The sequence below is a fragment of the Arthrobacter sp. 2RAF6 genome, from assembly GCF_052115205.1.
Taxonomy (GTDB): domain Bacteria; phylum Actinomycetota; class Actinomycetes; order Actinomycetales; family Micrococcaceae; genus Arthrobacter.
Window position 1 is genome coordinate 27,036 of sequence record NZ_JBFRGF010000037.1, and the last position, 20,992, is coordinate 48,027.

Below are 20,992 nucleotides of genomic sequence, written 5' to 3' on the forward strand. Positions count from 1 at the left end.
TTTTCCCTGTGACTGTTACTACTGCTCTTTACCGCAGATATCGCCCCGATTCTTTCGCGGACGTTATCGGGCAGGAACACGTCACGGAGCCACTCATGACGGCCCTGCGCAAGAACCGGGTCAACCACGCCTACCTCTTTTCCGGCCCACGTGGCTGCGGAAAAACCACGTCCGCCCGCATCCTTGCCCGCTGCCTTAATTGCGCCGAAGGCCCCACGGACACTCCATGCGGAAAATGCAACAGCTGCGTTGAGTTGGCCCGCGGCGGATCCGGTTCGCTCGACGTCATCGAGATCGACGCCGCCAGCCACGGTGGCGTGGACGACGCCCGAGATCTCCGCGAACGCGCCACCTTCGCCCCGGTCCGGGACCGCTACAAGATCTTCATCATTGACGAAGCCCACATGGTCACCTCTGCCGGCTTCAATGCGCTGCTGAAAATCGTCGAAGAGCCGCCGGAACACATCAAATTCATCTTCGCCACCACTGAGCCGGACAAGGTCATCGGCACCATCCGCTCCCGCACCCACCACTACCCGTTCCGGCTGGTGCCGCCCGAGCCCCTGATGCAGTACCTCGAGCTTCTCTGCCAACAGGAGAACGTGCCGGTGGCTCCTGGCGTGCTCTCCCTCGTCATCCGGGCCGGCGGCGGTTCGGTGCGCGATTCCCTCTCCGTTCTGGACCAGCTCATGGCCGGCGCCGGACCCAACGGCCTGGACTATGAACTCGCTGTCGCGCTGCTTGGATACACCCACGCTTCACTGCTCGACGACGTCGTGGAGGCAATCGCCGCGTCCGATTCCGCCACCGTTTTCCGTGCCGTGGACCGTGTCATCCAAACTGGGCACGATCCCCGACGCTTCGTCGAGGACCTGCTGGAGCGGTTCCGCGACCTCATCATCGTCCAAGCCATGCCGGAAAGCGCCCAGGCCATCCTCCGCGGCATGCCCGCGGACCAGATCGCCCGCATGCGCAGCCAGGCCAACAACCTCGGTGCCGCTGAGCTCTCCCGTGCCGCCGATGTCACTAATACCGCACTCACTGAAATGACGGGCGCCACCTCGCCCCGGCTGCATCTTGAACTGCTCTGCGCCCGGATCCTGCTGCCCAGTTCCGAGCAGACCGAACGCGGCATCGCTGCGCGGATCGACCGCGTCGAACGACGCCTCAACTACGGCGGCGCACTTCCTCCCGCGGACGCTGCTTCGGCTCCTTCCACTTCCGCCGCGCCAACTGCCCGCCCAGCCGATCAAGCAGTGGAACGCCCGACGGCGGCCGCCAGTACCGTTCCCGCCTCACCAAGCCTCGGCTCACCCGCGCCCCAGGAAGCCACATCCAGGCCCGCCGAGGTCGCTCAGGCTCCGGCTTCCGGCCCTCCGCCTGTTTCCGGGGAACCGTCCAGGGAACAACTGACACCGCCCCGGGTTTCCACTACTGACTGGCCCGTGGATGAAACCAGGCAACAGGCCAGCCGCCCCGCTCCCGAACAAGCTGCCCATGCTGGTCAGCTCCCCGCTCAAGCTCCTGCGACGCAGCCCGTTGCCCAGGCGCAGGCGGCTCAACCGGAGACCGATCAGGAACGCACCCAGGCCGTAACGGCACCAGCCCAAGCACCCACGCCCGCGCCAACCCAAACGCCCGGGCCAGCCCAGTCGCCGGCGGCCCAACAGCCGGCGACCGTCCAGGCCTCTCGCCCCGCTACCGGTGGCGCCGATGTAGAGGTGATCCGGCGGGCTTGGCCCGAGATCCTCCAGACGCTGACCAAGATCAAGCGCAGCAGCTGGGCGCTGGTGGGAGCAAACGCGCAGGTGGCGCAGTTCGACGGCCAAGTTCTGACTCTGGCATTCAGCACTGACGGTCTTGCGAGCGCCTTCAGCCGCGCAGACCATGCCGAGAACCTACGCCAAGCCATCCACAAGACAATCGGCATCGACTGCCAGATCACTTCGGTGGTCGGCGGCAACAGCTCAGGTAGCTCTGAACCAAACCCAAAAGCACCGGCTGACCCGGCGCCCCCTGTAGCGGGTGGCGCCTCTCCAGCTGTGTCGTCCGCTGTGGATAGCGCATGGGGACTTGCCCCTGCGGCCCAAAGCCCTGCCGCCCCGGAAGCAGACAAGGCTGACGCCGCACCAGCGCCAACCGCACCACCAGCACCAACGGCTCAACCAGCATCTACGGCACCAACTCCAGTGGCACCGACAACGTCGGGGCAGGTTCCTTCGGTGCCCGGCGAGGCGCCCGAACCGATGCACCTATCCCAAGCGGCGCCGGCCTCCGAGGCCGCTCCGATCCAACCCATTTCCGCAGCGCAGGCTCCGGCCTCAACAGCCACTCCGGCATCGTCCGCCTCAGCAGCTGGGTCGTCCGCAACGGCACCGACGGAACCGGCCGCTGACTACTCGTATTCGGACGATGATTGGGGCCCCCCGCGGGACGAGGACGCTCCCCCGCTGGACGAAGAACCGCCCATGGATTGGGAGCCGTCGCCTCCTTCGGGATTCACCGCCATGTCCACCGCCGGCTCAGTCCCCGCCGGCTCTGCGCCCAAGAGCAAGCGCTCCACCCAAGCACCTTCGGGGAAGAAGTCCGAGGCCCCGGAAGATCCATGGTCCAGGGCTGTCGAGCAGGCGCCGGGCTCGTGGGTGGTCGGCACCGCGTCCAACGTTGGTTCCGCGGCTTCGGGCATCTCTGCCGTCCCTGACGGCCAGGCCACTTCATCCGCGCCGACGACGCCCAGTCCCGTCTATGAACCTGCCGCTGCGCAGATTCCAAACCAGCCGCAATCACCGGCACAGGCACCGGCACCGGCCACGGCGCCAGCCGCCGACTGGTCATCGACTTGGTCGGCGCCCCAGCCCACGGCCTCCGGCGCGGGCGCGTCACTAGGCAGTACACCCCCGGCGGGTGCATCGCCGGCCGGCACGTCACCGGCAGCAGCGACGCCCGGAGACGAAACCGCGCGTTCGGCCGTAGCACTCGCGCAAGCCACTCCGCCAGCCTCGACCCAAGCGGCCCCGGCCCCTGTAGCAGCGCCGGCGCCCTCGGGAACCGGGAAGCAGAGCCTCTACCAACGGCTTTCGAACAGCCCGGAAGCCATGGCCGGCCGCGAGAAAGCACCGGCACGGGCCGCCGTCGCGCCCGGCAGCGTGGTGGAAGACATCCCGAGTGCCGACGACGAAACGATCGAGGAATCGGGAGTCTTTGGACGGGCCGCCGTCGAGCGTATTCTGGGCGGGAAGCTACTGGAAGAACGGTCGCTCGACGGCATGCGCCGCTAACATCCGGACTCTGTGACAACACCCTGCGCGGGGCCCTCACGGGGTTCGGGCGCGATCCACACCAAACGAACGAGGACATTGTGTACGAAGGCGCAGTACAAGAGCTGATCGACGAACTCGGCCGGCTCCCCGGCGTCGGGCCGAAGTCGGCGCAGCGCCTGGCCTTCCACATCCTCGAGGCCGACCCCGAGGACATGAAGCGGCTGGTCGCGGCCATCACCACAGTCAAAGAACGGGTGAAGTTCTGCACTGTCTGCGGCAATGTCACCGAGCAGGAGCTGTGCAACATCTGCCGCGATCCGCGCCGCGACCCCTCCGTGATCTGCGTGGTCGAAGAATCCAAGGATGTCCTGGCTGTGGAACGCACGCGGTCCTTCCGCGGCCGCTACCACGTCCTCGGCGGCGCGATCAATCCGATCGCCGGTATCGGGCCCGAGCAGCTCCGTATCCGCGAACTCCTCACCCGGCTCAACGACGGCGCCATCCAGGAAATCATCATCGCGACCGACCCCAACCTTGAGGGCGAAGCGACGGCCACCTACCTGGCCCGCATGCTGAAGTCGATCGGCATCACCGTCACCAGGCTCGCTTCCGGCCTCCCGGTGGGCGGAGACCTGGAGTACGCGGACGAAGTCACCCTCGGAAGGGCCTTCGAGGGTCGCCGCAACGCCCTCATGTAGGCAGCGCGCTTCCCGGAACACCCCCGACGCCGTTGCGGACCCTTAAGTGACCCGTCCGACTTACGCGATCCGCGTGCCGCTGGCCAGCCGGCTTGCAGGCGTCCGCAGCGAACGCCAGCCGAGCCACATGAGCAGCCCCGTCAGGACCAGTTGCAGGCCGAGTCCCAGCGGCCACAAGGGCGTCGTCTGTTTGAGGTACTGCGGCTGCGGCACGCCGTTGGCGCATAGGTAGGTGTGGTCCGGGCCGGCGAGCGCGGACCTGGCGCCCTGGCTGATGCCTTCGATCATGCCGACCGAGTAAAATGCCGACCCGCTCCGGTCCGGATACGGAATCGCGTCGGCCACCACCACGTAGGGATTCAACGCGAGCATCCAAGCGACGCGTTCGGTCCGCACGGCCGGGTGCTCCACCAAGGGCCCCTCGCAGGTGTAGCCCGGCTGCGCTGGTTCAATCGGCTGCCCCTGTTGATTCGGCTGCACCGGCGCATACAGCACGGAACGGCTAGCGGGAGAGTTGGCCAACACCGTCCCTTGCGCCAGTTGCGCACCCAGTGCGAAGGAAATCAACGATCCGACCACCAATGCGGCAACTACCAAGTAGGTCACCACGATCGAGAACAAGGGCCGCCCAGCAAGAGCCGAAATCCCCACTCCGATCCCGCAGACAACGGCCAGTTCCACGGCAAGCATCAGCAAGGAAACCACGACGTGCCCCGGGGTCAGCCCGCCTTGGAACATTCCGAACACAAGGAACGGGGAACTTATCGCCAGGAAGGCGAGCGCCGCGAGCCACCCCGCGCAGAACTTGCCCCAGAGAATCTGGCCGGGAGTCAGCAAAGTGATCTGCAGGATTGCCAGCGTGCCTCCGGCCCGGTCTCCGTTGATGGCATTGGCGGACAGCGCGGGTGCCACAAGCAGGGCAAACAGGAGCACGAAAGCCAGCACGACCTCGAAGATCATCGACCCGGCCCCGTCCTGCGGCGACAGCGCCGACGGAGGCACTGAGGAACGACGCGCTTCCATGCTGGCGTTCCAGGCGAGCCAGGTCAGCCACGTCACTACCGCGATCACAAAGAACCAGATGCCCAACATGATGTACCAGCCGCGGGAGCGCAACCGTTGTTTCACCTCAAGGACCACGACGTCGCGGATCCCGCCAAGATAGCCGACGACGGCGTTCCGGCCTCCTGCAGCCCCCTGCGGTCCCGCTGGAGGTCCCGCTGAAACAGGCACGGCTTCAGTCACGTTGCTCATCGCCTCTCCGTATCCAGGTTCATGTACGTCTCTTCCAGGGCACCCGCGGCCGGGGCGAAGGAAACCACACCGATGCCGGACCGGACGAGTTCACTCAAGAGGGCGGCAGCGCCGTCGTCGTGCGTCAACAGCAAGGTCACCGACGGGCGGCGGCCCGCCTCCACACGGTATTCCAGCCCTAGTTCGCTGAGCTTTGCCATGAGGGCCTCGAGGTCGAGGGCTGTGATCGCATAGCGCCGGCCCTGCAGGGCCGCCTCCTCAAGGGTCTGCTGTTTCACGGTGCGGCCCTGGTTGACGAACACCGCTCCGTCCGCGATCTCATCGAGCTCACTGAGCACGTGGGAGGAAACCACCACGGTTTTCCCTTCCCCGGCCAGGCGGCGCAGCAGGTTTCGGAGCTCCACCCGGGATCCCGGGTCGAGGCCGGACGCAGGCTCGTCGAGCAGAAGCACGGAGGGGTCGTGGATGAGTGCCCTGGCCAGACTGAGCCGTTGTTGCTGGCCCCTGGAGAGGACTCGGGCCGGCTGGTCGGCAAGGGTGTCCAGCCGGACAAGTTCGAGCAACTCCGCAACACGCCGGGCGATACCGGCCTTGGGCAGGCGGTAGAAGCGCGCCATCTGGACCAGGATTTCGCGCGCGGTCAAGGACTCCCACACCCCCAGGGTGTCCGGCATCCAGCCGATCCGAAGCCGCGCTGCTGCGCTGTCGTGAAGGGGGTCCAGCCCATTGATCCGGATGGTCCCGGAGTCGGGCCGCAGAAGCGAGGCAAGCATAAGAAGGAGCGTCGTTTTGCCTGCCCCGTTGGGTCCAATGAGCGCCGTGACCTTCCCGGCCGGCGCGTGGAAATCGATGTGCTCGACCGCGTGGACCGTACCGAAGCGGCGTGAGACGCCTTCCGCGGATACCCCGAGGGCGCCACTGCCCGGGACGCTTGAACTTTCAGCTATGGACATGCTCTACTCACCTGTTTCCCCCAAACAGAACAAGTACGCTTCAATTCCCGTGAGCCCACATGCCCGCAGGCTGCGTATTTCTTGATCGTACGCCACGCCGAAACCACCCGGCAGGCACCCAATGGCCGAGATTTGGTCACAATTCCCCCGCCCGCCGCGCCCGGCGATAAACTGGCCACATAAGCCACGTAGCCGTCCCGCTACCTGGCCACGCAACGTATGATCCCCAATTTAGCAGTGAGGGTGCGCGCATGAGTTTGCCCACTACCGATGTGAAAACCGAAGACCTGACCGCGCAGACTGCCAAGACCAAGCAGCTGATCGTGCAGAAGTTCGGTGGCTCCTCGGTGTCCGATGCAGAAGGCATCAAGCGTGTTGCCCGCCGCGTAGTTGACGCACAAAAGGCCGGCAACGAGGTTGTCGTGGTGGTTTCCGCCATGGGAGACACCACTGACGAGCTCCTGGATCTCGCCGCCCAAGTCACCGATTCTGCTCCCGCGCGTGAGATGGACATGCTCCTCTCCGCAGGCGAGCGCATCTCCATGGCCCTGCTCGCCATGGCCATCAACAAGTTCGGTGCCTCGGCCCAGTCGTTCACCGGCTCGCAGGCCGGCATGATCACCGACGGCATCCACGGCAAGGCCCGCATCATCGACGTCGACCCCCACCGCATCCGTACTGCATTGGACAAGGGGCACGTCGCTATCGTGGCGGGCTTCCAGGGCATGACCCGGAGCACCCGGGAGATCACAACCCTTGGCCGCGGCGGATCCGACACCACCGCGGTGGCCCTCGCCGCCGCGCTCGAAGCGGACGTCTGCGAAATCTACACGGACGTCGACGGCATCTACACGGCCGACCCGCGCGTTGTCTCCACTGCCACGAAGATCGACCGTATCTCCAGCGAGGAAATGCTGGAATTGGCAGCCTCCGGCGCCAAGATCCTGCACTTGCGTTGCGTGGAATACGCCCGCCGATTCGGAGTGCCCCTGCACGTCCGGTCCTCATTCAGCCAGAACGAAGGCACCTGGGTCCTGCCCAGCGCCGATGACAAGATCACGATTCAAGAGGGAGTTGCCTTGGAGCAGCCAATCATCTCCGGTGTTGCACACGACCGTTCAGAAGCCAAGGTCACCGTGGTCGGCGTCCCGGACATCCCCGGCAAGGCCGCCGCGATTTTCCAGGTCATAGCCAAGGCACACTCGAACATCGACATGATCGTTCAGAACGTGTCCACCCATGGAACCGGCCGCACGGATATTTCCTTCACCCTGCCCATCGTGGAAGGCGCCGATGCCCTCACGGCCCTCCGTGCGGCGCAGCCTGAAATCGGCTTCGAAAGCATCGAATACAACGAGAACGTCGGCAAGCTTTCCCTGATCGGCGCCGGCATGCGTTCGCACCCGGGCGTCTCCGCCACCTTCTTCAAGGCACTCTCCGACGCCGGCATCAACATCAACATGATTTCCACCTCGGAGATCCGCATCTCCGTGGTCACGCACGCCGATCTGCTGGATGACGCTGTGCGCGCCATCCACAAGGCGTTCGAGCTCGACGGCGAAGCCGAGGCAACCGTCTATGGCGGCACCGGCCGCTAGACGAACTCCGCCGTCGGGCACCGCCGTCGGGAACGCGCAGCCCGGCTGCTAGCCGGGCACCCGCCGTCGGGATCTGAAGTACTTACACGTGAAAGAACCGGAGCAAACGCTCCGGTTCTTTTGCTTTCCCGCGGCTGCTTTCCCGCGGCCTTGGAGCCGCAAGCGGCTTCAGGCGCTTTCCTTGCGGATTCCGTAGTGGTGGCCCTGGTCGTCTGTTTCGACGACGAAATGCCCCAGATCTTCTTCCGACGCCGTCTCGAAGTCGTCATGCTTGTGGACTACGGGCGTATCAATGTCGCCCCGGGTTGCCGGGCCGAACCAGAAACGCAGTCGATCTGTGACCTTCATAAAGGTATCGAGTGCATGTCCCACAATTCCCACCTCCTTCCCCGCTGCGAGGTCCAGCCGTGCGGTTGGAGCTGAGTGGTTCCAGTGAGGCCAATTTTACGCCCGGAACCCGCAAAAGGCCCGGGTCGGCGGCCATCGGTGCCGGCTGGGCCCCCCTAACGAAGGGATTTGTCGTCGGGGTTCTTGGGGACCACGTAGGTACTGCCGTCCGGCCTGCGGATCGTCTCCCATTGCTGTGCTTCGGCCTGGCGCCGCGCGAGGAGGCGCTTATTCTCCTCGGTCATTTCATGATCCAGGGAACTGCTGTGCGCCGGACCGAAAATTATCCGCAGCTTGCCGGTTGCACGCATGAATCTCTGGGTCATGGTCTCTTTGGCCACCTGGTCTACCCTCTCTCAAAAGGATGTTGTAGTTTAATAGTACACTAATAATTAGTGCACTAACTATCGTCCGGTACAGACCGGTCGCCGACACGGAACGGAGCAAGCCATGGCTGCCGCAATCACACCCAGTGCCGCGGAAACCACCGCCCCGCCGGAAGACGACCTTTTGCTCGAGCGTCAATTGTGCTTCGCCCTGACGGTGGCGTCGCGGAGCGTGGTGGGCGTCTACAAGCCGGTGCTTGAAAAGATGGGGCTGACCCATCCGCAGTACCTCGTGATGCTCGCCCTGTGGGAACGCAGCCCGCGCACGCTCAAGGACATCAGCGAGGCACTCCTCCACGAGCCGGCTACCCTTTCACCCATCCTGCGCCGGCTCGAAGAAGCAGGATTCCTGACCCGCAACCGCATCCACGGAAACGAACGGGCCCTCGCCATTACCTTGACCGAAACCGGCGCCGCCCTCAGGCACCAGGCGACGTCCGTGCCGGGAACAATCATGGAACGGCTCCAACTGACCCGGGCCGAAGTAGCGGAACTTCACCGGGCGATGACCGGGCTCATCGCGGCCACTCAACACCCGACTGCCGATACGGGCGATACGGGCGATAAACTGGCATAAATCAAGGAGAACTTCCATGCGCCTGCGAATAGTCCGGTCTGTGCTGGCCGTCGTCGCCGTCGCTGGCCTTGCCGCCTGCACGCCCGGCCCCGGGGGCGGTTCGCCCAGCAGCACGGCGCCTGGCAGCAGCACGTCGTCCTCGGCGTCGAGCAGCCCCTCCGGGCTTTTGCCAGACGAAACGGCGTCTCCCAGCGGCGAACCGACTCCTTCGTTCTCCCCCACCGCTCCCAGCTCCCCGGGCCGCGGAGATGCCGAGCTTTCCATCATCGTCAAGCTCTCCCCCACGGCGGCCCCTGAGAGCTACACGCTCGTCTGCACCGGCGGCGTCCCCGCTGCCGAAAGCCACCACCCCACCGCAGCCGCAGCGTGCGCAGCCCTGAAAAAGAACCCGGCCCTGCTTACGCGCACGCCCCGCCCCAGCGAGCAGATGTGCGACCAGCGTTACGGCGGACCCCAAACGGCAATAGTCACCGGGGCCGTTGATGGCGTGGGCGTCGAGTCCTCCTACAAACTCACCGACGGCTGCGAAATCTCCGCATGGGCCGCCGTCGCCGACATCCTTGGTTCGAGCGGTGCCGGAGCTTAAGCACAAGCACCTCCCGCAAGAGAAATGGCTAGCGCTGGAGGCTGCCCACCACGAACGCGTTGGCCGCTACGCCAAGCCGTACTTAGCCCGGCGCTCCGCAGGCCGGAAGCACCCCGTGGAAGATTTCCTCTTCACCTACTACACCCAGAAGCCCGGCCAGCTGCTGCGCTGGCACCCGGGCGACGGCGTCGTCCTCTCCGGCCCCAAAGCGGCGGAGCGGACCGGGTGGAAGTACTACAAAGCGCTCGACGACGGCGCGCTGGCGGCCGCGGGCCTGCCTGCCGGTACCCTTGCGGTCACCTTCGATCGCCGCAAGTTCGCGGCCGACCGCACCGAGGCCGTCCGCTTCGCCAGCATCATCCTCGGGGGAACCGTTGCGCGGCCCGCCCAGTTTGGTTGCTTCGGACTGCACGAGTGGGCCATGGTCTACCGCCAGGACAAGTTCGATCTTCGCCACGAGTACCTCAAGCTGCGGCTCGGCTCCGAAGGCACGGACACCGTGGTGGAAGACAACCGGATCCGCTGCTCGCACTTCGACGCCTTCCGCTTCTACACTCCGGACGCCATCCCGCTCAATGAGCTCACCCCCACGCGGGACAACCAACGCACCATGGAGCAGCCCGGCTGCCTCCACGCCAACATGGACCTGTACAAATGGGCCTACAAACTGGCGCCGGCCCTCCCGAGCGAGTTGGTGATGGACTGCTTCGAACTGTCCTGGCGGATCCGGGCCATGGACATGCAGGCCTCGCCCTACGACCTTGAAGAGTGGGGATATCCGGCGATCAGGATCGAGACGCCGCAAGGCAAGGCCGAGTACGTTGAGTATCAGAGGGCATTCGCCGCCGAGGCCCACGCGCTACGTGCGCGGGTCCTCGACGAAGTGCAGCCGCTCCTCGAGATCCTGGCACAAACACCGTCTCACGAAGGACAGCGATGACTTCAAGCAATGGAAAGTACGACGTCGAACTCACCATCACGCTGACAGAGTCACCAGGCGCCGTGGACTATGAGTTCGTCCTGCTCGGCTCGGGCGGCGCAGTCTCCGAAGGCTCGACTCTTCCGGACCCCCGCGCGGCGCTTGCCGCCGTCGAGCAATTCGGCGAAGAGATCTTCTTTCCGGTTCCCCGGCCGGACCGAATTTGCACCCAGCAATACGGCGGTCCACAAGTGGCCTTGGTGACGGGCCGGTTCCGCGGGCGCGAGGTCAGAAGCCGCTTCAGCCGGACGGACGGCTGCGAGATCGCCCGTTGGAGAACCATGGCCGCACTCCTCGGCGGCGTGGCAGGATCCACGGGAAACATCTAGCCCAACGCTCGCTCACATATAACGCCCCCGAGCCGCACGCCCGCTCACATACGACGGTCCCGAGCCCAACGCTCGCTCACATACGACGGTCCCGAGCCGCACCCTCGCTCCCATCATCTGCAGGAGGGTTCCACCGTTTGGCCAGATAGGTGAGCGGGCGTCCGCCCAAAGGGCCACATAGGTGAGCGGGCGTCCGGGGGATAACAAGAAAACGGCCGGCGGGATATCCCGCCGGCCGCTGCCTTGCATTTCTGTCAGCCCATCACTGCCGCACTAAAGCGCGTTGTTTGACTGGTCCTCCCCTTCATTCTGCAGTTTGCCCTTGCCGTGCTGGCCTTCCTGGTCATCCTTCGGCGCGACGGATACGCTGCCGTTTGCCGCGACCAGGACGGACACAAACGTCGGCGAACTGGTGCCGACAAAGGTGAGTCGACCGATGTACGAGCCCGGTGTCAGATTGCTCCACGCGAAGGTGAGCTTCCCGGACTTGCCGTTCTTCATGTTGATCGGGTTGGGCGTGACCGTGGCGTTGCCTTGGTTTGCGCCCAGGATCGCGGCGTCAACACTGGCCTTGGTGGACTGGTTGTTTGGGCTGGCATACAGGTTCGCGATGATCGTGTAGGTCCCGGGTTCCGGGTTGTCGAGCGAGAGCGACTCACTGGCACTCGGCGTCGCTGCCGTGAACAACTGACCGGACGGCGACAGAACATACAGATCGAAATCGGCGGTGGGATCGGAGGAAATCACCGAGAATTTCGCGAACGCCGTTCCGGGGGCAACCGTGGCGGTCTTGACGAAGTTCGAGGCATTGTTCGCCACAGCCACAGGACCTGGAACAAGCTCCGCGGCCGAGGAATCAGCCTTGGAGAGACCGTCAACGGTCACAGCCGTGGGTGAGTCGGAGCCGGAGACGATGTTGAGGTCCGCCGATCCGCTTGCCTGCTGGGACGTGAAGGCGACGCTCTTGGAAGCCAGGACCGACTGCGGACGGACCGCAATAGGAGAGACCACCGACTTGTTGGCGCCTTCCCACTTCAACGATCCCATCGCGAAAGTACCCAGCGCCGCGCTCTTGTTTTCGAAGGTCACCGTGAAGGTCTTCTTCTGGCCGACTTCGTTGAAGGTCAGCACGGACGGGGTGACCTTGACGTCAACGCCAGGGACGTTGACTGTGGCCCGGTACTGTCCCGGGGTGAGCGCGGTGACGGTGCGTGTGACCTCGATCTTGCCCGCGAGGTTACCCAGGGCGAACGACGGAAGGTTCATGTCGCGCGGCAGTGTAGATCCAAGTCCCGGGTTGCCGAGATCGACGCCGGTGCCCTGGATGAACTTCAGGTAGTCCTCGGTTCCGGCATCGTAGACCAGGCCCGGTTCCAGCACGCTGGCGGGGTTCATTTCTCCCGCGCCGGTAGCGAAGACGTCCTGGTTCTTGGTTCCATCGGCCAGCTTGACGTCACTCGCCGTCGTCATCATGGCCGACTTGACCATTGCCGGTGACCAATCGGGATTCTTCGCCAGGATCAAGGCTCCGAAACCGGCAATGTGCGGGGACGCCATGGAGGTACCGGACATGAATCCGTACTCATCACCGTTGCTGCCGATCGGCGAAACACCAGCCAGCACGGCAACACCGGGAGCCGAGACGTCCGGCTTGAGGAGATCCGAATCGGTGGCGAGGAGCGGGCCGCGGGAGGAGAATCCCGCGATCTGCGGCTGGGCCTCGAGCGGAAGCCCGGTGGTGTCGTGGTCAACCAGGGAAACGGTAATTCCCGGGTTCGCCGCGACCTTGTCCTTGATGGCCTGCGAAGCCGGAGGATTCACGTGGACGGTGGGCACTGCGTGCTTGTCCGTGTCCAACGAGGAGCTGGTGAGGTTCACGAGGATCATGCCCACGCCGCCACCGCGGAGCACCTCGGCGCTCTTGGCGACGCGGTCAACCACCCCGCGGTCACACACCACTACCTTGCCGGCGATTTTCGCCGGATCCAGGGACCCAGGCGCACAGAGTGCTGCGTTACCGGCACCTGATGCGGCGTTTGCGGAGAGCACGACGCCGGCCCCGCTCACCTGGTGGTTCATGATGCTCGCTCCGCGGAACTTGGTGCCGTCGGAGAATTCGACGGTTCCCTGGAGCTCCTGGGAGAAGGAAGTAGCCGCAACCGTGGTCATCCAGGGTGCGCCGTGGTTGACGGTGCTGGCCTGCGGGCCCGAGTTACCGGCGGACGCGGCCACAAAGATACCGGCCGACGCAGCAGAGAGAAATGCCAGCGAGACCGGGTCGGTGGTGGTATCCGTAGCGCCGGAAATGGAGTAGTTCAGGACGTCCACGCCGTCGGCAATAGCCTGGTCAATGGCGGCGATCGCCGCGGAACTGTAGCAGCCGCCCGAATTGGGGTCGGTGTCCTCCCAACAGACCTTGTAGATCGAGAGCTTGGCTGCTGGTGCCACACCGCTCGTCTTGCCGAAGCTGCGGCCATCCACGAACGTTTCCACACCGGAGTCGCCTGCAGCGGTGCTGGCCGTGTGCGTACCGTGGCTCACGACGTCGATGGGCGAAATCTGTTCCTGGGGTGCCCGTTGGGCTGGCGGAACCGTCTGGAGGAAGGCATCTGCGAAGTAGTGGGCGGCGAGGACTTTGGAATTGCAGGCAGTGCCGTCAAAGGCGGCCCCGGTGTCGGTGCCTTTCTGGCATTCGCCTGTGAACGTATCTCCGTTGGCCTTCAGCATGGCGATCTTGCCGTCACTCGTGCGGTACGGGACGCCCACCTGGGGGTCACCGACCAGCGGCTGGACGGGATCGCCGGCGAAGAACTTGCTTGTGGGCGTGTAGCCGGTGTCGATGACGCCCACCACAGTGCCCTTGCCGGCCTGGTCCTGGCCGCCGAACTGGGTGTTCCACACGCCGTTCGGTCCGCTGAGGTTGAGGAAATCGGTGGTGGAGTAGTCCGGAGCTGACTGGGTGTCCGGGGCCACGAGGAGAACATCGGGGTTCTTCGCGAGATTGGCGGCCTGGTTCGCGGAAAGGGTGGCGCTGAAGCCGTTGATGGCTGTGGTGTAGTCGCGATTGATGCTCACGCTCTGCTGCTTTGCCACGTCCTGCTGCTTCTGCTGCAAGTGGGCCTGGTACTGCTTCACTTCGGCCTTGCCGACGTCAAGCTTCTTGCCAGCCTGCGGCTTGGTGGGCACATAGCCGGGCGTTCCGCCGTCGTAAGTGGCCGCTGGCTTCTCTGCCAGCACCACCACGTAGCGGCCATCCTGATAAGACTTGGGGTCGACATTCCGGGCAACCCCCGCAACCGTTGAGCCGAAGACCGTTGAGCCGGAAGCGGGCGCAGCTTGAGCGGGTGTCAAAGCCAGCGAGGAGAGCAGAACCGGTAGTCCGACGGCTAGCGCCGCAGCTTTTCGAAGCCGCCCGCTTCCAATGAAGCTCTTTCCTTGTGAATTCACGAGTGATTGCACCTTTCCGGGCGATCGTGGCGGTCATGTCAAGATCAATCAACAATGGATGGGCACCGATTGACAGTTCTTGTAATCAGGTAAAGCCCAGCCGATTCATAGAGTACAGAGCGATAGTCGAATATGACATAGGACACATTTCACGTTTTTTGTCATGTCATTCGGCATCAGAATACATCCGCACGCAGCAGCGGGCACGCCCCCGTCGGAAGGGGACGTGCCCGCTGTGCGGATATTCAGATATTGATGACGAAGGCGGGCCGGAAGGAGCCTCAGGCGTGTTGGTAGGTCAAGCAATCAGCCGCTTCGGCACCGGGGCCGATCCGGACATCGTGGGCCTCGCACATGAGGTTGTTGTTGTGGGTGCATTCCGAGCGCTGGCAGGCCCCGACGTGCGCCAGGACTTTGGGGAGTCCTCCCATGAGCGCGGTGTCAATGAAGGTGGCACAGGATGCGTGGTCCGCGGTTCCGCCGATCGTGATCCCGTACGCGGTGCAGCCATGATGGTTGAATCCGCAGCTGCCAACGCTGCATGCGGACACTTCGGCGACGTGTTCGGTCATTGCTCCTCCTGTTGGACGGGGAATTTCCTTGACAGCAATTCCAAGCTACTCCCGAATACACGGCTTTAACCCGGAAGATTAGCGCATTTGCGCGTACCCTATTAGTCCGGGTCGTGCACTGCCCGCCGGTGGTTAGGGGAGGGTGTAGCCGAAGACATCGACGATGACTTGCGAGGTTTCCATAACCGGTGTCCAGTTGATCAGGTGTTGGCTGAGGATAGTCTGAATCTCTATCTTGCCGTCAGCTCCAATCGGCACATACGACATGTTCGCAATCGTCTGCCGGTCACCGAAGTTCAGATTGGAAGTGAACGTCCACGGCGCCTTATAACCACGTGCCATGAAGTAGCCGAAGGTTGTCGGTTCGGTCACGGTGAGGTTCACCCAGACGCCACTGGCATTTTGCGGGATTCCGTTGATTCCTGCGGCCTGAACGGGCACGGTGCCGGCGTTGACAACCGGACCACCGTTTGTGCGAGTGTCGACAAGGCGCGTTGGTGCAACCGGTGCGAATGCTCCCGATATGGTTGGCGTCCCCGGCAGGAAGAAGCCAACAACGTCCGCAACGATTTGAGCTGTTCCGGTCGAGGTGTTCGCAATCATCACCGTGCCATCAGGTCCTACCGGCACGACGGCAAGACTCGGGATTGTTTGGCCGGTCCCATAGTTTTGGTTCGAGACATTGGGTTTTAAGGAGCCGCTTGGATAAGCGGTGATGAATCCGAATGATGTCGATTGCGTGACTGTGAAGTTCACAACCACTGCAGACGCGTTTGCCGGGACGCCAGTGGATCCTCCCAGACGGAGTGGCACGCTTCCGCCACCTGCGACGGGGCCTGATGAAGTCCTGGTGTCGAGAAGCCTGGCGGGCCCGACAGCCTGATAGGAGCCCGGCGCTCCGGAGGGCCCGGACAGGCCGAAGTACGCCGAAGCGTCAACGACGATCTGCACAGTTCCTGCCGAAGTGTTGGAGATGGCGATCTGCCCATCAGCGCCGACTTCAACGATAGCCAGGTTCGCAACCATCTGTCCCGGCCCGTAATTGACGTTGGAAGTGTGAGGCGCCATGACGCCCGAATGGTACGCCGTGAGGAATCCCGCAGCAGTGCCGTCGGTGGCCGTGATGTTGAGGACCACTGCTTGCGTGCCGTACGGGAATCCATTTGTCCCCGGGATTCGGATTGAGACTGAACCTCCGCCAGGCACCGGTCCCGACGACGTTCGTGTGTCCAGGATCCGCGTGGGCGCCATGGGTGTGAGGCCGCCGACAGGCCCGGTCCCGGCCATTGCCGGACTTGCGGTAACCGGACTAATGAGCGCCGAGAGCAGCACAGCAAGCACCACCATGACACCAACGAGCCGTGATCTGCTGCGAGCAGATTTCTTCAAGCCAATTCCCCCAATAATTAAGTTGCGAAAGAATAAGGTTTAATTACCTTTTGGTATGGAAAGTACATCAGGACCATCGCGAGGGTCTAGCCCGGATAGTTTATGGTTCCGCGGTGTGAACGGCGCACAAACACGCGGTGTCAGCGGCCCAGGCCTCGCTAGGAATGGATCCCCCGCAACGCGTCGCTGATTTTGGCCCTTGCCGAAGCATCCGGCGGGACGGAAATACGGTTTTCCCGGGCAGCCCGGTCCGCCTTGATCCTTTGGAAAACCATCCTCCCCAGGCCGGCAAAAACAGCGGCAAGGAGCACGGGCAAAACCATCGACTTAGCGTTCTCGGCCATGCCGCAATCCTAGTGACGCAAACCACCCCCGGCCAGAGCCGCCGTCAGGCATTGAAAACCCCCGACGTCGGCGGGGCGCCGCCGTGAATTGGCGCGGCCCACGGGGCCGCTTCACCGATCCCAGGCAAATAGGGTATGTAGCGATTTGGCCGGTAGAATGGGCATGCAAGCTCGCGGAGCGCCCCCACATTCCGTAAAACCCTGCTGCTAAACACTGTTGCTGAACACTGTTTGGACGCAGTTCCGGCGTGAGACGGCACCACTCCGCGGCAGCCTTTAACCAAGGTTTAACCAACGCTCACGCACAGGAGTTACCGGATGCCCCGGATCGTCGTCGACGTCATGCCCAAGCCCGAGATTCTGGACCCTCAGGGGAAGGCCATCGTGGGCGCACTGCCCCGCCTCGGCTTCACCAGCTTTAGCGCAGTCCGCCAGGGCAAGCGCTTCGAACTGACCGTCGACGGCGAGGTGACCGACGCCATCCTCGCCCAGGCCCGCGAGGCTGCCGAGACCCTGCTGTCCAACCCGGTGATCGAAGACGTCGTCAACGTCGAGGTCGTCGAGGCCTGACATGACTGAACTTCCCTTGATCGGCGGAGCGCCTGTGGCCGTCGAACCTCAATTGAGCGGGGCCAAGATCGGCGTCGTCACCTTCCCCGGCACCCTTGACGACCGCGACGCCGCCCGTGCGGTCCGCCTCGCAGGCGGCACCGCCGTCTCGCTCTGGCACGCGGACACCCACCTGGCTGACGTGGACGCCGTCGTCATCCCGGGCGGTTTCTCCTACGGCGACTACCTGCGCGCCGGTGCGATTTCGCGCTTCGCTCCGCTGATGTCCCGCATCATCGATGCTGCCAACAGCGACGCCAAGCTGCCTGTATTGGGTATTTGCAACGGCTTCCAGATCCTGACAGAGTCGCACCTGCTCCCGGGCTCCATGATCAAGAATGACCACTTGAAGTTCTTGTGCCGCGACCAGGTACTGCGCGTGGAGAACAACAAGACCTTGTGGACCTCGGACTACGAGGCCGGCGAGGAAATCACGGTTCCGCTGAAGAACCAGGACGGCCAGTACATCGCCGACGACAAGACCCTGGACGCCCTTGAGGCCGAGGGCCGCGTCGTGTTCCGCTATGTCGGCTGGAACCCGAACGGTTCACGCCGCGACATCGCCGGCATCAGCAACGCCGCGGGCAACGTGGTGGGCCTTATGCCGCACCCTGAGCACGCGGTGGAGCCAGGATTCGGTCCGGAGTCCAACGCCGGCACGGATGGCTTGGGCTTCTTTACGTCCGTCCTGAACAAGATCGTGGGAGGCGCACAGTGACTACCTCAGCTGAAACCGTCGGCAAGAAGTTCAACATCGACACCGTCGAGAACGCGGCCAAGACGCCGGACACCGAGCTCCCCTGGGCCGAACTCGGCCTCAAGCAGAACGAGTTCGACGAGGTCGTGAAAGTTCTGGGCCGCCGCCCCACCGGCGCCGAACTCGCTATGTACTCCGTCATGTGGAGCGAGCACTGCTCCTACAAGTCCTCGAAGAACCACCTGCGCCAGTTCGGCGAAAAGGTGACCGAGGAGATGAAGAAGGACATGCTCGTGGGCATCGGCGAAAACGCCGGCGTCACCAACTTGGGCGACGGCTGGGCCGTGACGTTCAAGATCGAGTCCCATAACTCGCCGTCGTTCGTGGAGCCCTACCAGGGTGCCGCAACCGGCATCGGCGGCATTGTCCGCGACATCATCTCCATGGGCGCCCGCCCGGTGGCCGTGATGGATCCGCTACGTTTCGGCGCCATCGACCACCCGGACACGGCGCGCGTCATGCACGGTGCCGTTGCCGGTATCGGTGGCTACGGCAACTCGCTTGGCCTGCCGAACATCGGTGGCGAAATGGTGTTCGACTCCGTGTACCAGGGCAACCCGCTGGTCAACGCGCTGGCAGTCGGCGTCATGCGCCACGAAGACATCCGTTTGGCCAACGCCTCCGGCAAGGGCAACAAGGTAGTCCTTTTCGGTGCGCGCACCGGCGGCGACGGCATTGGCGGCGCCTCGGTGCTGGCCTCGGAGTCCTTCGACGACACCAAGCCCTCCAAGCGCCCCGCCGTCCAGGTTGGCGACCCGTTCGCCGAAAAGGTGCTCATCGAGTGCTGCCTGGAGCTGTTCAAGGGTTCACTGGTTGAGGGTATCCAGGACCTCGGCGCCGCGGGCATCTCCTGCGCCACGTCCGAGCTCGCTTCCAACGGCGACGGCGGCATGCAGGTTGAGCTGACCTCCGTGCTGCTCCGCGACCCCACCCTGACCCCGGGCGAAATCCTGATGTCCGAGTCGCAGGAACGCATGATGGCCGTAGTCACCCCCGAGAACATCGCCGCTTTCGAAGCGGTCATGGACAAGTGGGCAGTGGAATACTCCTGGCTGGGCGAAGTGACCGATACCGGACGCCTGATCATCACGTGGGAAGGCGAAGTCATTGTCGACGTCGACCCGCGCACCGTTGCCCACGACGGTCCGGTCTACGACCGCCCGTTTGCCCGACCCTCATGGCAGGATTCCGTGCAGGCCGATACCTTCACGGGTTCCGTGCAGGACGCCGGCCGCCCCTCCGCCTCCGGGGAACTGGCCGCTGCCATCACCGAGCTCATTGCTTCGCCGAACATGTGCAGCAAGGCCTGGATCACCAAGCAGTACGACCGCTACGTCGGCGGCAACACTGCCATGGCGTTCCCGGACGACGCCGGAGTGGTCCGCGTGGACGAGGAAACCGGGCTTGGCGTGGCCCTGGCCACCGACGCCAACGGCCGCTACACCTACCTCGACCCGTACCACGGCGCACAGCTGGCACTTGCCGAGGCATACCGCAACGTCGCCACCTCCGGCGCGGTCCCGATGGCCGTCAGCGACTGCCTGAACTTCGGTTCCCCCGAGGATCCCGACGTCATGTGGCAGCTGGCCGAGTCCATTCGTGGACTGTCGGACGCGTGCATGGAGCTTGGCGTCCCGGTCACCGGTGGCAACGTCTCGTTGTACAACCAGACCGGTACCGTGCCGATCCACCCCTCCCCTGTGGTTGCAGTGCTGGGAAAGCTCGACGACGTCGCGCGCCGCACCCCGTCCGGCTGGAAGGAAGACGGCCAGGCCATCTACCTGCTGGGCACCACGGCCGCGGAACTGGACGGTTCGGAATGGTCCAACCTGCGTGGACACCTCGGTGGCTTGCCGCCGAAGGTTGACCTGTCCATCGAGCGCCAGCTGGGCGAAATCCTCATCAACGCTTCGCGCGACGGCATGATCGACGCCGCGCACGACCTGTCCGAGGGTGGCCTGGCCGCTGCGCTGGTGGAGTCCGCACTGCGCTACGGCGTCGGCGCCCGGATTGCGCTGGACGAACTCGTGGAGCGCGACGGCGTGGACCTGTTCACCGCATTGTTCTCCGAGTCCCAGGGCCGGGCCATCGTGTCCGTTCCGCGCTCCGAGGAAATACGTTTCAAGGACATGTGCACCGCCCGCGGCTTCGCCCACCTCCGGATCGGCGTCGTCGACGCTGCCGGCGGCAAGCTGGAGATCAACGGCGTGGACGAGCTGTCCTTGGACGCGCTCAACGAAGCTCACGAAGCAACCCTGCCGAAGTACTTCGGCTAGGCCCACGAGGGCTCATCGATTGCTCCGTAACTGCCGTCTTGAACCTTCAGAACGGCAGTTACGTGGGGCCACGCCGGCGAGGGCCCCGGCCTGAGCTTGCGAAGGCTGGGAGCCGGTGGGGCGCAATCGTTTTTAAGAACAGGCAGGACGCCAACCGGCTTGGATCAGTGCCGTCCGAATCTTCGCCACGGCCGACTTGGCGCTGTTCACCATGTGGCGCTTTGAGATCCGGACCTCCGTCCAGCCCAGCGCCTCATACCGTTCCGAGCGGCTAATGTCCCGCACCACTTGTGCTTCGTTGCCGTGGCTGTCGCCCTCGTACTCGATGCCGATCCTGTGCTTTTTGTACGACAAGTCAGGCTGCAGGAACCTCCCGCCGTCTCCGGCCTCAATCGGCGCAGGTCAGCATCTCGGCCATGTCCAGCCAGGTGCGCTCCACGGTGGTGACCGGGACGCCGTCAACCGTCGTGAGCTCGTCCTCATAGAGCTTCATGCGGTGGACGACGACGTGTGGACGGTTGAGATGGGCTGCGCCCTCCGGTCTAATCACGTAGAACATCTGTGTTGGCTCCTTCTGGCGACATCGCGGCA

19 protein-coding genes and 1 pseudogene are annotated in these 20,992 nt (G+C 64.2%); 10 read left to right on the forward strand and 10 right to left on the reverse strand.

What is annotated here, in order from left to right; genetic code table 11:
- Window positions 1–8: 8 nt before the first annotated feature.
- Together AB4Z38_RS20730 and recR are read left to right on the forward strand one after the other, a co-directional pair.
- The gene (locus tag AB4Z38_RS20730; RefSeq protein ID WP_441431448.1) at window positions 9–3,278 is read left to right on the forward strand and encodes a DNA polymerase III subunit gamma and tau; all 3,270 of its coding nucleotides are present in this window, start codon (window positions 9–11) and stop codon (window positions 3,276–3,278) included.
- Between the two features lie 80 nt (window positions 3,279–3,358).
- Window positions 3,359–3,958, forward strand: coding sequence for a recombination mediator RecR (recR, locus tag AB4Z38_RS20735; RefSeq protein ID WP_028265726.1), 600 nt, complete (start codon window positions 3,359–3,361; stop codon window positions 3,956–3,958).
- 60 nt (window positions 3,959–4,018) lie between these two features.
- Here recR and AB4Z38_RS20740 read toward each other — a convergent pair whose 3' ends face one another.
- Both AB4Z38_RS20740 and AB4Z38_RS20745 read right to left on the reverse strand, forming a co-directional pair.
- A complete protein-coding gene (locus AB4Z38_RS20740; RefSeq protein ID WP_441431449.1) occupies window positions 4,019–5,212 on the reverse strand; it encodes an ABC transporter permease in 1,194 nt (397 codons plus the stop codon).
- A complete protein-coding gene (locus tag AB4Z38_RS20745; protein ID WP_441431450.1) occupies window positions 5,209–6,165 on the reverse strand; it encodes an ABC transporter ATP-binding protein in 957 nt (318 codons plus the stop codon). The genes AB4Z38_RS20740 and AB4Z38_RS20745 overlap by 4 nt, the downstream gene beginning before the upstream one ends.
- 251 nt (window positions 6,166–6,416) lie before the next feature.
- On the opposite strand from AB4Z38_RS20745, the gene AB4Z38_RS20750 reads away from it, so the two are divergent.
- The gene (locus AB4Z38_RS20750; protein WP_284981841.1) at window positions 6,417–7,763 is read left to right on the forward strand and encodes an aspartate kinase; all 1,347 of its coding nucleotides are present in this window, start codon (window positions 6,417–6,419) and stop codon (window positions 7,761–7,763) included.
- A gap of 168 nt (window positions 7,764–7,931) precedes the next feature.
- On the opposite strand, the gene AB4Z38_RS20755 is transcribed toward AB4Z38_RS20750, so the two are convergent.
- The gene (locus AB4Z38_RS20755) at window positions 7,932–8,111 is read right to left on the reverse strand and encodes a hypothetical protein (RefSeq protein ID WP_284981842.1); all 180 of its coding nucleotides are present in this window, start codon (window positions 8,109–8,111) and stop codon (window positions 7,932–7,934) included.
- Window positions 8,112–8,266: 155 nt separating this feature from the next.
- A complete protein-coding gene (locus tag AB4Z38_RS20760) occupies window positions 8,267–8,491 on the reverse strand; it encodes a hypothetical protein (RefSeq protein WP_441431451.1) in 225 nt (74 codons plus the stop codon).
- 109 nt (window positions 8,492–8,600) lie between these two features.
- On the opposite strand from AB4Z38_RS20760, the gene AB4Z38_RS20765 reads away from it, so the two are divergent.
- From AB4Z38_RS20765 to AB4Z38_RS20780, 4 genes are read left to right on the forward strand one after another with little or no spacing between them, the layout of a single operon-like run.
- A complete protein-coding gene (locus AB4Z38_RS20765) occupies window positions 8,601–9,113 on the forward strand; it encodes a MarR family winged helix-turn-helix transcriptional regulator (protein ID WP_441431452.1) in 513 nt (170 codons plus the stop codon).
- Window positions 9,114–9,129: 16 nt separating this feature from the next.
- Complete coding sequence (locus AB4Z38_RS20770) at window positions 9,130–9,699, forward strand: SSI family serine proteinase inhibitor (protein WP_441431453.1); 570 nt, start codon at window positions 9,130–9,132, stop codon at window positions 9,697–9,699.
- A complete protein-coding gene (locus AB4Z38_RS20775; protein ID WP_441431454.1) occupies window positions 9,596–10,639 on the forward strand; it encodes a 3-methyladenine DNA glycosylase in 1,044 nt (347 codons plus the stop codon). The genes AB4Z38_RS20770 and AB4Z38_RS20775 overlap by 104 nt, the downstream gene beginning before the upstream one ends.
- Window positions 10,636–11,007: a serine protease inhibitor gene (locus AB4Z38_RS20780; RefSeq protein WP_441431455.1), complete on the forward strand. Its 372-nt coding sequence runs from the start codon at window positions 10,636–10,638 to the stop codon at window positions 11,005–11,007. The genes AB4Z38_RS20775 and AB4Z38_RS20780 overlap by 4 nt, the downstream gene beginning before the upstream one ends.
- 273 nt (window positions 11,008–11,280) lie before the next feature.
- On the opposite strand, the gene AB4Z38_RS20785 is transcribed toward AB4Z38_RS20780, so the two are convergent.
- From AB4Z38_RS20785 to AB4Z38_RS20800, 4 genes are all read right to left on the reverse strand, one after another.
- The gene (locus tag AB4Z38_RS20785) at window positions 11,281–14,454 is read right to left on the reverse strand and encodes a S8 family serine peptidase (protein WP_441431456.1); all 3,174 of its coding nucleotides are present in this window, start codon (window positions 14,452–14,454) and stop codon (window positions 11,281–11,283) included.
- A 281-nt stretch (window positions 14,455–14,735) separates the two neighbouring features.
- Window positions 14,736–15,026: a DUF1540 domain-containing protein gene (locus AB4Z38_RS20790; RefSeq protein WP_345449533.1), complete on the reverse strand. Its 291-nt coding sequence runs from the start codon at window positions 15,024–15,026 to the stop codon at window positions 14,736–14,738.
- Between the two features lie 132 nt (window positions 15,027–15,158).
- Window positions 15,159–16,415, reverse strand: coding sequence for a hypothetical protein (locus AB4Z38_RS20795; protein WP_441431457.1), 1,257 nt, complete (start codon window positions 16,413–16,415; stop codon window positions 15,159–15,161).
- 158 nt (window positions 16,416–16,573) lie between these two features.
- Window positions 16,574–16,759, reverse strand: coding sequence for a hypothetical protein (locus tag AB4Z38_RS20800; protein WP_441431458.1), 186 nt, complete (start codon window positions 16,757–16,759; stop codon window positions 16,574–16,576).
- A gap of 318 nt (window positions 16,760–17,077) precedes the next feature.
- Here AB4Z38_RS20800 and purS point away from each other — a divergent pair, with 318 nt between their 5' ends.
- Genes purS through purL form a run of 3 tightly spaced genes read left to right on the forward strand, consistent with a single transcriptional unit; the run spans window position 17,078 to window position 20,401 of the window.
- Window positions 17,078–17,329 carry a phosphoribosylformylglycinamidine synthase subunit PurS gene (purS, locus tag AB4Z38_RS20805; protein WP_028265707.1) on the forward strand — a complete coding sequence of 84 codons (252 nt, stop codon included), beginning with the start codon at window positions 17,078–17,080 and terminating at the stop codon, window positions 17,327–17,329.
- Window position 17,330: 1 nt separating this feature from the next.
- Complete coding sequence (purQ, locus tag AB4Z38_RS20810; protein WP_441431459.1) at window positions 17,331–18,086, forward strand: phosphoribosylformylglycinamidine synthase subunit PurQ; 756 nt, start codon at window positions 17,331–17,333, stop codon at window positions 18,084–18,086.
- A complete protein-coding gene (gene purL, locus AB4Z38_RS20815; RefSeq protein ID WP_441431460.1) occupies window positions 18,083–20,401 on the forward strand; it encodes a phosphoribosylformylglycinamidine synthase subunit PurL in 2,319 nt (772 codons plus the stop codon). The genes purQ and purL overlap by 4 nt, the downstream gene beginning before the upstream one ends.
- 132 nt (window positions 20,402–20,533) lie before the next feature.
- Here purL and AB4Z38_RS20820 read toward each other — a convergent pair whose 3' ends face one another.
- Together AB4Z38_RS20820 and AB4Z38_RS20825 are read right to left on the reverse strand one after the other, a co-directional pair.
- Entirely contained in the window at window positions 20,534–20,755 is a 222-nt protein-coding gene (locus tag AB4Z38_RS20820; RefSeq protein ID WP_441431461.1) for a hypothetical protein, read from the reverse strand.
- A gap of 34 nt (window positions 20,756–20,789) precedes the next feature.
- Window positions 20,790–20,992: pseudogene (locus AB4Z38_RS20825) on the reverse strand (hypothetical protein); the annotation flags it as partial.

Coding starts and splice junctions, on each gene's coding strand:
- AB4Z38_RS20745 (WP_441431450.1), bottom strand. CDS start 6,165: ATGTCCATAGCTGAAAGTTCAAGCGTCCCGGGCAGTGGCGCCCTCGGG.
- AB4Z38_RS20780 (WP_441431455.1), top strand. CDS start 10,636: ATGACTTCAAGCAATGGAAAGTACGACGTCGAACTCACCATCACGCTG.
- AB4Z38_RS20790 (WP_345449533.1), bottom strand. CDS start 15,026: ATGACCGAACACGTCGCCGAAGTGTCCGCATGCAGCGTTGGCAGCTGC.
- AB4Z38_RS20765 (WP_441431452.1), top strand. CDS start 8,601: ATGGCTGCCGCAATCACACCCAGTGCCGCGGAAACCACCGCCCCGCCG.
- AB4Z38_RS20770 (WP_441431453.1), top strand. CDS start 9,130: ATGCGCCTGCGAATAGTCCGGTCTGTGCTGGCCGTCGTCGCCGTCGCT.
- purS (WP_028265707.1), top strand. CDS start 17,078: ATGCCCCGGATCGTCGTCGACGTCATGCCCAAGCCCGAGATTCTGGAC.
- purQ (WP_441431459.1), top strand. CDS start 17,331: ATGACTGAACTTCCCTTGATCGGCGGAGCGCCTGTGGCCGTCGAACCT.
- AB4Z38_RS20775 (WP_441431454.1), top strand. CDS start 9,596: ATGGCGTGGGCGTCGAGTCCTCCTACAAACTCACCGACGGCTGCGAAA.
- AB4Z38_RS20755 (WP_284981842.1), bottom strand. CDS start 8,111: ATGAAGGTCACAGATCGACTGCGTTTCTGGTTCGGCCCGGCAACCCGG.
- AB4Z38_RS20800 (WP_441431458.1), bottom strand. CDS start 16,759: ATGGCCGAGAACGCTAAGTCGATGGTTTTGCCCGTGCTCCTTGCCGCT.
- AB4Z38_RS20740 (WP_441431449.1), bottom strand. CDS start 5,212: ATGAGCAACGTGACTGAAGCCGTGCCTGTTTCAGCGGGACCTCCAGCG.
- AB4Z38_RS20750 (WP_284981841.1), top strand. CDS start 6,417: ATGAGTTTGCCCACTACCGATGTGAAAACCGAAGACCTGACCGCGCAG.